Consider the following 12,203-nt stretch of genomic DNA (forward strand, 5'->3'; position numbering starts at 1 on the left):
GTGTGGAAAATGAGACCTCATCTTAAAAGCGAATATAAAGCGCTTAATGAGTTACCTTACTCCTCACAATTTACCCTTCACTATTCATAGCCTCACGTTAATCACCCAATCTGTGTCAAAATGCTCGCCTCAAGGAGGATTGCCATGACACAAATGCGCTGGGACCAGTTACTTTCCCCACGACGTCTGCACGATCAACGCCCGGATAACACGCGCGAAATTGGCCGTAGCCCCTTTCATAAAGACCATGACCGAATTGTTTTTTCAGGTTCCTTTCGCCGCTTGGGGCGTAAAACCCAGGTACATCCGTTAACTGAAAATGATCATATCCACACACGTTTGACTCACTCGCTGGAAGTGGGCTGTGTGGGCCGCTCTTTAGGCATGATTGTCGGTGAGCTGTTACATGATCGCCTGCCAGAATGGATTACGCCTGCTGATATGGGCGTTATCGTACAAACCGCTTGTTTGGGCCATGATATTGGTAATCCGCCTTTTGGCCATGCCGGAGAGTACGCGATCCGCGACTGGTTTCGCCGCGCACAAGGTAGCGGCTTACTGGATGGCTTGTCAGAAGCCGAGCGGGAAGACCTGCTCACGTATGAAGGCAATGCGCAGGGCTTTCGTGTTATTACCCAGATCGAATATAACCAGTTTAACGGCGGTATGCGTTTATCGGCCGCAACACTTGGAACCTTGCTGAAGTACCCCTGGACCGTGCGCTATAGCGGGCGAGCGGGTAAGTTTGGCTGTTATCAGTCTGAACAGGCGCTCTTAAAAGAGGTCGCCGACGCAGTGGGTCTGCTGCCTCAGGGGGAGCAGCGCTGGTGTCGCCATCCGTTGGCTTGGCTAGTCGAAGCGGCCGATGATATCTGCTATGCCCTGCTGGACCTGGAAGATGGCCTGGAAATGGGCATTCTGCGTTATGAAGAAGTCGTGGAAATCCTTCGTCAAGTGGCTGGGGAGTTTCCGCCTGAGTATGCGGATATGGAGGAGCGTCAGGTATCGCAGCGCCGACGTATTGCCCTATTACGCGGTGCTGCCATGGAGCGTGCGGTTAACGATGTCGGTGCGGTTTTTGTGCAGCATGAACAGGCGCTGTTAAACGGCACGCTAAAAGAGGATCTGCTTGAGCTGTGCCACCCGGATTTAGGCTGGGGCGTACAGGCAGCGAAGCAGCTGGCCCGCGAGCGTATTTTCCAAAATGAGCGTAAGGCCAAACTAGAGATTGGCGCCTACACCACTCTAGGCATTCTACTGGAGGCTTTTATTGGCGCCGCTCATGAGTTGCACCATACCGGACAGTCATCCTTCAAGCATCAGCGTGTACTGGCGCTAATAGGAGAGAATACGCCGCTGCCCTCCTGGCCGCTTTACGATAGCTATCGACGTATGCTGGACTTTATCGGCGGGATGACCGACCACTATGCAGTTGATCTTGCTCAGGAGATGGGGGGGCGTTTACGCGGCGATTAAGCAATAACGCATCAGACCGATGGCTGGCGGAGATGACGTAACTCTACCAGCCTCGCCCTTTCCATTAGCAAATAAATGATCTTGTCATGGATCGGATCGCTTAGCGTGCCAGGTTTGAGGTCAGTGAGCTGCTTGGCAAGCTGCTCTCCACTGACCACCAGTACATCGCCTGTTGCCTCGGTAGTGTCAATTTCCCAGCCGGGCAATACGAGCACGCCCCGTACGGGGACCGGCACACCGCAGCGCCGTTCAAGCCACTGCGTGAGCCAGCTAACGGCTTGACGTGTCTTGTGAAGAGGGCGGCGCTCATGCCAATGAGGAAAGCGTAAACGCTCGCGTTCAACCGCCACGGTATTAAGCTCTCGGCCGTCTGAGCCAATGGCTAATGCACGTGCCCGCGTTTCCAGTACGAACACACCATACGGCGTAACCACCACATGATCGATAGTGAAACTGTCGGTTGGTACATCATGGAATACGTAGTAAGGATGTGCCTCAGGACGAATAAGCCGCTCAAGCTCTTGGCCAACCGCCAGTTCGCAAGCAAGGCCAAGTTTTAGCCGTCGGATGCGCTGGTAGTCACGTACCAATAACAAGGAAAACGTTAACACAAGTAGGGTGCTTAACAGGCCATAGAGTGCCCACTCCACCCAATCTTGTTGACTGACAAACAACATTCTTCCCATGCCGTATACCAACGGGGCCAGGCTAATAATCGGACCTAAAGCACCATTTAAGAAAAGACTTGAGAAGGCCTGGTCAAGGCGATGGCGTAATGCTTGCCCTGGTTCACGCAGTGGCGCATCAAAAGGCGACTCAACGCGCGCATCATGCAGGCTGCGCAGGGCTAATACGATGCCGCCCATCGCAGCCATGGGAAATAAGAAGATGAGCGGTAGCAGGTATTCCAGCCAAACCATTGCAGTGCCTTGCCTTTTAACGGCCTGCCTTATAGCAGGCCTGATGAGAGAAACGGATTAACCGCCAGCTAGCTTAACTTGATAACCTTGCGCGGTTAGTGCTTCTCGTAACGTATCTCGATGGTCGCCTTGAATCTCAATGATGCCGTCTTTGACGGCTCCGCCCGTGCCGCAGCGCTTTTTAAGCGTCTTCGTCAGCGCTTTTAGTTCCGCGCTGGGCAGTGGGATACCACTAATGGTCGTAACACCTTTACCTTTACGACCACTGGTTTCACGGCGAATGCGTACGATACCATCCAGCGCAGCAAGGCGTGCTTGCTCACTGTTTTCCTCACAGCTACAGGCATCCAGTGCCTCACGGCACTCCGGGCACGTTTTACCATGCTCCGTTGAGTATACAAGCCCACCAAGCTGGTCGCGTAAAGAGGCCATTGTCACCCTCCTACTGAGCGTTGTGGCATGGGGAGGCTCCAGGCTTTTTGGTAAAGGCGCTCAATAACGGTGGGTAGCTGGTACATATTACTAATCATGATAGCGTTTTCTGGCGTCTCTTCGGCATCGGGAAAGCGATTTAAATGAATGACCGTCATTCCGGCCTCAAGTGCCGCACGAACACCCACCAAGGCGTCATCAATTGCAATACAGTCATGCGCACTATAGCCCATGATACTGGCTGCGTGCAGATGCAAACAGGGTTCCGGCTTCCAGCAGTTAGCGGTATAGCCGCTAAACAGACGATGACCAAAGTAATCGTTTAGGCCGGTGGCTTGAAGTGCCGTGCGAATTTTGGTTTCAGGACCGTTGGAAACAAGGGCACTTGGATAGTCTGACAAGTTATCCAGCGCCTCTCTGGCGCCAGGTATTAGTGTCAGCTCTTCAGCAAGGCGGTTAGCCAGATTGGCCCGCATGGCGCCTTCCATGTGGGCGAGTTGGTCAGGGTCCACTTCGCCGTAGCGTTGTTGTAACTCGGTCACGATGCGTCGGAACCGGGCTCCCCGAAACTCACCAAGGTAGTCAGCTGGTACGAAGGGCAGTCCTATAGAGTTAAGCCCTATCGACATTTCTTCAGCTAAAAGAGGCTCACTATCGACGAGGGTGCCATCACAGTCAAACAGCAAAAGTGGGAGCGGCATTGTGGTTCCTTGCAGCGACTTAAACGCTACCAGTGTTGATTGAAGCCTACCAAATGCCTATTGAACGAGATTTTTAGGCTTTTGTGAACACTGTTTCGTAATTTTTTGTAGCGAGTGCCGCAATAAACCCGTTATGCACGATGCGTTAACGAAGAAATAGCGAAAACTGGCGAAGCACCGTTATAGGCCAAGTGATAACGGCGCCCGAATCCGTTATGACTAGCGCGATAAACGGCGCGAATTGGCACTGCTACGCAGATGATAAGGCTGCATAGCCTGACGGCTGGTGACCCACCAGGGCACATGTTGTCCGCTGAGCATATTCAGTAACGTTTTTTGCATGGCGAAACCCGCCTCCATACTGGCTTCAAGTTTCTCCGTCACACGCTGGTTCTCTTTCATCATGCTTGGGCTAAAAAACGGCTGTTCAGTGTTGGCTTCTTTATGCTGCGGCGCAATGTTTATGTGTATCGGCTGCGTGTTAACCACAAAAAAGACGGCCAACTGGCCGTCTTTTAACCTACGTCATGCTTGAATTTATTTAACTTTCGGATCCAGCTCGCCACGCTCGTAGCGGTTGAACATCTCTTCAAGGTTGATCGGCTTGATCTTACTGGCGTTGCCCGCGGTACCAAAAGCTTCGTAGCGAGCGATACACAGATCGCGCATGGCGGTAACGGTTTCCTTGAGGAATTTGCGCGGATCAAACTCAGACGGATTCTGAGCCATAAAGCGACGTACGGCGCCGGTAGAGGCCAAGCGCAGGTCGGTATCGATATTGACCTTACGTACGCCGTGCTTGATGCCTTCAACGATCTCGGAAACCGGCACGCCGTAGGTTTCCGGAATTTCGCCGCCGTACTGGTTGATCACCTCAAGCCACTCCTGGGGCACAGAAGAGGAGCCGTGCATGACCAGGTGAGTATCTGGAATACGCGCGTGGATCTCTTTGATACGCTGAATAGATAGCGTATCGCCTGTCGGCGGCCTGGTGAATTTATACGCCCCATGGCTCGTGCCGATGGCGATGGCCAAGGCATCTACGTGGGTAGCTTTAACAAACTCGGCGGCTTCTTCCGGGTCGGTGAGAAGCTGTTCCATATCCAGCTTGCCTTCTGCACCAATGCCGTCTTCTTCACCGGCCATGCCGGTTTCGAGGCTACCCAGGCAGCCCAGCTCACCTTCAACGGAAACGCCACAAGCGTGAGCCATTTCTACGGTGCGACGCGTCACATCAACGTTGTAGGCGTAGTCAGTCGGTGTTTTACCATCTTCACCCAGCGAGCCATCCATCATGACCGATGAGAAACCCAGCTGAATAGAGCGCTGGCACACGGCAGGGCTGGTGCCATGGTCCTGGTGCATAACCACCGGGATATGCGGGAATTCTTCAACGGCCGCCAGAATCAGGTGGCGCAGGAAAGGGGCACCTGCGTATTTACGCGCGCCTGCTGAGGCTTGAACGATAACGGGCGAATCGGTCGCGTCAGCCGCTTCCATGATGGCGCGCATCTGCTCAAGGTTATTAACGTTGAACGCCGGAATACCGTAGCCATATTCGGCAGCGTGGTCGAGCATCTGACGCATGCTGATCAAAGCCATGGGGTCACCTTCTTTAGTTATCAGTGTGAACGAGTGCGAAAATATGCAGGTTCAATTCGTTTAATGTTAACCGCGTTTGGCGGCTGCTTCGAGCGCGGCAACGGCAGGCAACTGCTTGCCCTCAACATACTCAAGGAAAGCGCCGCCTCCGGTTGAGATATACGAGACGCGATCCGCAATCGCGTATTTATCGATGGCGGCTAACGTATCACCCCCGCCCGCAATAGAAAATGCATTGCTATCAGCAATGGCCTGGGAGATAACTTCCGTGCCTTTACCAAACTGGTCAATCTCAAATACGCCCACTGGGCCATTCCATAAAATGGTACCCGCACTCTTGAGCATGCTGGCCAAATGAGCGGCGGTTTCAGGGCCAATATCCAGAATCATTTCATCGTCGTTAACCTGGTCGACTGGTTTAACCACCGCATCGGCTGATTCAGAAAATTCAGTTGCCACGACAACGTCGGTGGGTAATGGAATGGAGACCTTTTCCATCAGTGCCTTCGCTTGGGGAACCAGGTCGGCTTCATAGAGCGATTTGCCCACATTATAGCCTGCTGCGGCAATAAAGGTGTTGGCAATGCCGCCACCCACGATCAGTTGATCGCACTTGTCCGATAGGGAATTGAGCACATCAAGTTTGGTAGAGACTTTGGAGCCGCCCACAATCGCAGCCATGGGGCGCGCCGGATTAGCCAAGGCTTTTTCAAGCGCATCGAGCTCTTGCGCCAACAGTGGGCCCGCACATGCACTGGGCGCAAAGCGAGCAACGCCGTGGGTAGAGGCTTGAGCGCGATGGGCGGTGCCAAAGGCATCCATTACAAATACATCACATAGCGCCGCGTACTGTTTGGCGAGCTGTTCTGCGTCTTTCTTTTCGCCCATGTTAAAGCGAACGTTTTCAAGCAACGCGACCTGACCATTTTCAAGTGTCGGCGGTGTCTCAAGATAGTCGCTGATCAGCTCGACCGGTTGGCCTAGCAGGTCGCTTAAATGTTTGGCTACCGGGGCGAGTGAGAACTCATCAGCGGGATCACCTTCGGTTGGGCGGCCAAGGTGACTCATCAGCATGACTTTAGCACCCGCTTTCATCGCCGCCTGAATGGTAGGCAGCGCCGCTTTCAGACGTGCATCGCTTGAGACATTGCTGTGCTTAATCGGCACGTTCAGGTCTTCACGAATCAGTACGCGTTGCCCTTCCAAAGGCAGATCCATCATTTTTTGCACGTTCATGTGAGCGGTTTCCTCGTCTTCCAGGCGGTGAATCGGATAGTGATAGTTAGCCGGTACGACTAAGCGGCGCGCTCTCGGGAAAGCACGGCTAACCGTTGGGTAATATCGAGCATGCGGTTTGCAAAGCCCCACTCGTTATCAAACCAACATAAAAGCTTGATAAGGCGTTTTCCAGCGACGCGGGTTTGGGTCGCATCGAAAATGCCGGAATGTGGGTCATGATTAAAATCAATGGAGGCCATGGGCGCTTCGGTGTAGCCCAGCACTCCCGTAAGACGCTGCTGGCTAGCGTGATGCAGCAGGTCATTGATTTCCTGGGCGCTGGTGTCACGACGCACGGTCAGTGCGGCATCCATCGCCGAAACATTAATGGTGGGAACGCGGACGTGTAAACACTCAAAACGGCCTTCCAGGTGCGGCATCAAACGGCTGATGCCGCGCGCAAGCCCTGTGTCCACCGGCACAATGGACTGCATGGCCGAGCGTGTCAGGCGCAGATCGGTTTGATGGTAAGCATCGATCACTGGTTGATCGTTCATCGCAGAGTGAATAGTCGTGGTTACCCCGTGCTCCAGCCCCAGCGCTTCGTCGAGTACGGTAAGCAAAGGAACCAAACAGTTGGTGGTACACGAGGCCGCCGATAGGATGCGCTGAGAGAGAGTCAGCTCGTGCTGATTAATTCCCCACACGATCGTTGCATCGACATCGTTTTCCGCTGGCTGTGAAAACAGCAGGCATTTTGCGCCAGCGCTTAAATGCTGCTCGGCTGTTGTGCGGTCTTTAAAACTACCTGAGCACTCAAGCACGAGGTCAACCTGCAGCGCTTCCCAGGGAAGTTGGCGAGGGTCTTTTTCACATAGCACCTGAATGCGTTGCCCGTTGACCACTAATGCTTCACCGTCATGCTCGACACTTCCTGGGAAGCGACCATGAGTCGTGTCGTAACGGGTCAGGTAGGTAATCGTCGCGAGGTCAGAAAGCTCATTGATAGCGACGACCTCAATACGTGAGTCGCCACGCTCAATCAGTGCCCGCAATACGCACTGGCCAATACGCCCATAACCATTGATGGCGATGCGATAGGTAGGAGCAGTGTGTGTAGAGGCAGATGTAGCCATGTAAGAAAGCGGCTCTTGGAAGATGAATCAGTGACCGTCAATAAATAAAAAACATTCGCAATAATAGCGTATTTCAACCACCGGCGCCTATCAGATGCCAAGCGAAAGGCAGCATTAGGGCGGTGAAAATGCCGGTAAGACTCATCCCAAGAGAGGCAAAGGCACCTGCGGCCGGGCTGATTTCAAATGCCCTTACCGTCCCAATCGCATGGCCGTTTAGGCCCAGCGCAAAGCCGATAATGCGCTCGTCTTCAATGTTTAAAAGTCGTGCAGCAAGGCCGACGAATGCGGCGGTAGCCACACCGGTAATCAGCAGTGCGCCCAGCAAGAGCGCCACCGAGCCGCCAATTTGCTCGGTAATGCCAATCGCGATAGGCGCCGTTACGGACTTTGCCGCAATAGAGGCGAGAATAAGGGGTGAGCTACCCAATACCCAGGCAATTAGCAGGGCGTAGCAAGCCGCCAGCGTGGCTGCAATCGGCAGGCAGATGGTAAGAGGTCGCCATAGTGCCCGAATATGCGGCAACTGCTGATAAAGCGGCATACCCAGCGCGACGGTCGCGGGCCCTAATAAAATGGTCAGCCAAGCGGCATCCTGCCGATAGGTGTCATACGGCAGGCCAATGGCGGCAAGCGTGGCAGCAAGCAGAAGTGCAGCGATCAAAATAGCCGGTAGCCAGGTCGGTTTTTTTAATCGTTTGAAAATCAGGTTACCCAACAAAAATGCCGCTAACGTTAGCCCAACGGCAAACAGCGGCGTCGTACTTAAGGTGCTTAACAGGGCATTAGCGGGCATGCATTTTTTCCATCAGGCGCTTAAGTAGCCACAGCGTAGTGGTCACGCTTAATAGCGTACCCACAATCAGCGCACAAAGAATGGCTAGCCACTGGCCAGCAAGCTCATCAAAAATAAAAAACACGCCCACCACGCCCGGCATAATCAGCATGGCAAGCAGGCCGATTAATGGCTGCGCTGCGGCGGCGATGGTCGACGGGACTCGCCCCCAAACGGCAAGCGTTGCGGTTAATAACAGCATACCGACAACGCCGGATGAAACCGGTAGACCGGTAACGTAAACCGTTACTTCACCGATCAACCAGTAACTCACTAGCCATAAAAAGCCATTAAGTGCAGGCATTGTTAGCCAAGCAGTTCATTGGCAGTGTTGAGGATATTCTCAACCGTAAAGCCGAAGTGCTTGAACAGCTCTCCCGCAGGGGCGGATTCGCCGAACGTGGTCATGCCGATCACACGGCCGTCCAGACCTACATACTTGTACCAGTAGTCGGCATGTGAGGCTTCAATGGCGATGCGCTTGGTGACCGCCCTGGGCAGGACGCTTTCCCGGTACTCGGCGTCCTGACCGTTGAAGCGGTAAGTCGACGGCATGGAGACCACGCGTACTGCTTTGCCCTGCTTTTCAAGCTCGGCGGCCGCGTCCATGGCCAGCCCTACTTCCGAACCGGTGGCGATCAGGATCAGCTCGGGCGTACCATCGCTGTCTTTCAGCACATATCCGCCACGCTGAATGGAAGCCAGCTGGGCTTTGGTGCGCGCCTGGTGCGGCAGGTTCTGACGCGACAGGATCAGTGCCGTGGGGCCAGAGTGACGCTTGATGGCCGCATCCCAGGCCGCGGCGGTTTCCACGGCGTCACAGGGGCGCCAGGTGTTCAGGTTCGGCGTCGTGCGCAGGCTGGTCAACTGCTCAATCGGCTGGTGGGTCGGGCCATCTTCGCCCAGGCCAATGGAGTCATGGGTAAATACGTAGATCGCCTGCTGACCCATTAATGCCGCCATGCGAACCGCGTTACGCATGTACTCCATGAAGATCAGGAAGGTTGCGCCGTACGGGACAAAACCACCGTGCAGGGCGATACCGTTCATCACCGCGCCCATGCCGAACTCACGTACGCCATAGTGCAGGTAGTTACCGCTGGCATCTTCCGGCGTAATCGCTTTGGCGCCCTTCCAGAAGGTCAGGTTGGACGGGGCAAGGTCCGCACTGCCGCCCAACAGCTCCGGCATTTTCGGACCAATCACGTTAAGCGCTTCCAGCGACGCTTTACGGGTGGCGATGCTGGCGCCTTTTTCCTGGGCCTGCTCGATGAGGGCTTCGGTCGGTATTTCAGCCGGCAGCTGGCCTTTCATGCGGCGCTTGAATTCCTGCGCCTCGGCCGGGAACGCCTCGGCATAGCGGGCAAAGCGCTTTTCCCATTCCTGCTGGCGGGTTTTACCTGCTTCGCGGGCATCCCAGCCAGCGTACACGGGCTCGGGAATATGAAACGGCGCGTGGGGCCAGTCCAGCTGCTTGCGCGCCAGGGCAACTTCGTCTTCGCCCAGCGGCGCGCCGTGCGACTCTTCCTTGCCCTGCTTGTTGGGCGCACCGAAACCGATAACCGTTTTACAGATAATCAGGCTGGGCTTGTCATCGTTCTGTTTGGCAAGTGCAATGGCGGCCTGGATCTCTTCGGGCTTGTGACCATCGACATTGGGCACCACGTGCCAGCCGTAGGCTTCAAAGCGCTTGGCGGTATCGTCGGTAAACCAGCCTTCCACTTCCCCATCAATCGAGATGCCGTTGTCGTCGTAGAGCGCAATCAGCTTGCCCAGCTGCTGAGTACCCGCCAGCGACGCCGCCTCATGGGAAATACCTTCCATCAGGCAGCCGTCACCCAAAAAGCACCAGGTGTGGTGATCGACAATGGTGTGGCCCGGACGGTTGAACTGCGCTGCCAGGGTTTTTTCGGCAATCGCAAAGCCGACGGCGTTGGCAAACCCCTGGCCGAGCGGGCCGGTAGTGGTTTCGATGCCGGGCGCGTAGCCAAATTCCGGATGGCCGGCGGTGGGCGAGTGCAACTGACGGAAGTTCTGAAGTTGTTCCAGGCTTAACTCATAGCCACTTAAGTGCAGCAAAGAGTAGAGCAGCATTGAGCCGTGGCCATTGGACAGCACGAACCGGTCACGATCGGCCCACTTGGGGTCCTCGGGGTTGTGCTTGAGGTGATCATTCCACAGCACCTCGGCGATATCAGCCATGCCCATGGGGGCGCCAGGGTGGCCGGACTTGGCCTTCTGAACAGCATCCATGGAAAGGGCGCGAATGGCATTGGCCAGCTCAAAACGGGACGGCATGGGGTGCTCCTCGCCTGAAAACGGAAATAATGAAGGCGCTATTGTCGCTGACTTCCCCTGTTGCGGCAAATGCGGCGGCAAATGTAGCGGCAAATTATAGGCCACATTCTGGGAAGAACTCCCAACAGCGTGTAGACTCTGCCTCCCGAAGCGGTGGTCAACCTGGTCATGCCGCTTCCTTATATGGGCAGGGAACCTCCTGCCGTGATTTCCTGCTGATGCTGCGAGTAGTGAGCAGCCGTCATACAGAGGGTCGAGAGCGCGATGAGCGAATATTCCCTGTTTACCTCGGAGTCTGTCTCCGAAGGTCATCCCGATAAAATTGCCGACCAGATTTCGGATGCGGTGCTGGATGCTATTATCGCCCGGGATAAACAGGCACGGGTTGCTTGTGAAACCATGGTGAAAACCGGTGTGGCAATTATCGCTGGTGAAATTACTACCTCGGCGTGGGTGGATCTGGAAACGCTGGTACGCGACGTGATTACCGACATCGGTTACACCTCTTCCCACGTGGGCTTTGATGGCGCAACCTGTGGCGTGATTAACCTGATCGGCAAGCAGAGTGTTGAAATTGCCCAGGGCGTTGACCGTACCAAGCCCGAAGACCAGGGCGCTGGTGACCAGGGCCTGATGTTTGGTTACGCGACCAACGAAACCGATTCGTTTATGCCTGCGCCGATCCACTACTCGCATCGTTTGGTTGAGCGTCAGGCTGAGCTGCGTAAAAACGGTCTGCTGCCGTGGCTGCGTCCGGATGCCAAGAGCCAGGTAACCTTCCGTTATAATGAACAGGGCCAGCCGTGTGGCGTTGATGCAGTGGTGCTTTCCACCCAGCACGACCCTGAGATTGATCAGGAAGACCTGCGTAAAATGGTCAAGCGCGAAATCATCGAACAGGTGATTCCGGCTGAATGGCTCAACGAAAATACCCAGTACCACATCAATCCGACCGGTAAGTTTGTGATTGGTGGCCCGGTGGGCGACTGTGGCTTAACCGGCCGCAAGATCATCGTGGACACCTACGGCGGCATGGCGCGCCACGGCGGCGGTGCGTTCTCGGGTAAAGACCCTTCAAAAGTCGACCGTAGTGCAGCCTATGCGGGCCGTTACGTGGCCAAGAACGTGGTCGCGGCAGGTCTTGCCGATAAGTGCGAAATTCAGGTTTCCTACGCGATTGGTGTTGCGGAGCCGACCTCCGTGGCTATCGATACCTTCGGCACCGGTAAAATTGACGATGCCCGGATTGTTGAGCTGGTGAACGAGCACTTTGATCTGCGTCCCTACGCGATCACCAAAATGCTCGACCTGCTGCACCCGATGTATCAACTGACGGCTGCCTACGGCCACTTTGGTCGGGCGCCGTTCGAGCACAGCTACACCTGGAGCGATGATAAAGGTGAACAGCACACTGAAACCTTTACCGCCTTCCCTTGGGAGAAGACCGATAAAGCCGACGCGCTGCGTAAGGCCGCTGGTTTGTAAGATTTTCGCCAGGCAGTTTGTAAGAGAACGCCCCTTTGGCTCTGCCAGGGGGCGTTTTTTTATGCTGCGTGTTTTAGGCTAGGCAGTACAACCACTTGGG

The 12,203-nt window shown here is 55.0% G+C and carries 12 protein-coding genes; 2 read left to right on the forward strand and 10 right to left on the reverse strand.

All coding sequences use genetic code 11. The features are described from left to right. The first annotated feature begins 144 nt into the window (after positions 1–144). Positions 145–1,476, forward strand: coding sequence for a deoxyguanosinetriphosphate triphosphohydrolase (locus ACT3T6_RS16705; RefSeq protein ID WP_193054568.1), 1,332 nt, complete (start codon positions 145–147; stop codon positions 1,474–1,476). Positions 1,477–1,487: 11 nt separating this feature from the next. On the opposite strand, the gene ACT3T6_RS16710 is transcribed toward ACT3T6_RS16705, so the two are convergent. From ACT3T6_RS16710 to tkt, 10 genes are all read right to left on the reverse strand, one after another. Continuing rightward, complete coding sequence (locus ACT3T6_RS16710; protein ID WP_193054567.1) at positions 1,488–2,396, reverse strand: nuclease-related domain-containing protein; 909 nt, start codon at positions 2,394–2,396, stop codon at positions 1,488–1,490. A gap of 57 nt (positions 2,397–2,453) precedes the next feature. Then, the gene (locus tag ACT3T6_RS16715; RefSeq protein ID WP_172118908.1) at positions 2,454–2,828 is read right to left on the reverse strand and encodes a translation initiation factor Sui1; all 375 of its coding nucleotides are present in this window, start codon (positions 2,826–2,828) and stop codon (positions 2,454–2,456) included. Between the two features lie 2 nt (positions 2,829–2,830). After that, the gene (locus ACT3T6_RS16720; protein ID WP_193054566.1) at positions 2,831–3,529 is read right to left on the reverse strand and encodes an HAD family hydrolase; all 699 of its coding nucleotides are present in this window, start codon (positions 3,527–3,529) and stop codon (positions 2,831–2,833) included. A gap of 219 nt (positions 3,530–3,748) precedes the next feature. Further along, positions 3,749–3,913, reverse strand: coding sequence for a hypothetical protein (locus tag ACT3T6_RS16725; protein ID WP_319022149.1), 165 nt, complete (start codon positions 3,911–3,913; stop codon positions 3,749–3,751). Between the two features lie 153 nt (positions 3,914–4,066). Further along, positions 4,067–5,131: a class II fructose-bisphosphate aldolase gene (fba, locus tag ACT3T6_RS16730; RefSeq protein ID WP_193054565.1), complete on the reverse strand. Its 1,065-nt coding sequence runs from the start codon at positions 5,129–5,131 to the stop codon at positions 4,067–4,069. A gap of 66 nt (positions 5,132–5,197) precedes the next feature. Continuing rightward, a complete protein-coding gene (locus ACT3T6_RS16735; RefSeq protein WP_193054564.1) occupies positions 5,198–6,367 on the reverse strand; it encodes a phosphoglycerate kinase in 1,170 nt (389 codons plus the stop codon). Positions 6,368–6,426: 59 nt separating this feature from the next. After that, entirely contained in the window at positions 6,427–7,485 is a 1,059-nt protein-coding gene (locus tag ACT3T6_RS16740; RefSeq protein ID WP_193054563.1) for a type I glyceraldehyde-3-phosphate dehydrogenase, read from the reverse strand. A gap of 73 nt (positions 7,486–7,558) precedes the next feature. After that, complete coding sequence (locus ACT3T6_RS16745; RefSeq protein ID WP_193054562.1) at positions 7,559–8,281, reverse strand: LrgB family protein; 723 nt, start codon at positions 8,279–8,281, stop codon at positions 7,559–7,561. Then, the gene (locus ACT3T6_RS16750) at positions 8,271–8,624 is read right to left on the reverse strand and encodes a CidA/LrgA family protein (RefSeq protein WP_193054561.1); all 354 of its coding nucleotides are present in this window, start codon (positions 8,622–8,624) and stop codon (positions 8,271–8,273) included. Before ACT3T6_RS16750 ends, ACT3T6_RS16745 begins: the two co-directional genes overlap by 11 nt. 2 nt (positions 8,625–8,626) lie before the next feature. Continuing rightward, positions 8,627–10,618, reverse strand: a complete 1,992-nt coding sequence (gene tkt / locus ACT3T6_RS16755; protein WP_444625963.1) for a transketolase — start codon at positions 10,616–10,618, stop codon at positions 8,627–8,629. Between the two features lie 264 nt (positions 10,619–10,882). Here tkt and metK point away from each other — a divergent pair, with 264 nt between their 5' ends. After that, positions 10,883–12,103, forward strand: coding sequence for a methionine adenosyltransferase (metK, locus tag ACT3T6_RS16760; RefSeq protein ID WP_193054318.1), 1,221 nt, complete (start codon positions 10,883–10,885; stop codon positions 12,101–12,103). Positions 12,104–12,203: the final 100 nt, after the last annotated feature.

This window comes from Halomonas sp. 72 (assembly GCF_052379785.1).
GTDB lineage: Bacteria > Pseudomonadota > Gammaproteobacteria > Pseudomonadales > Halomonadaceae > Vreelandella > Vreelandella citrativorans.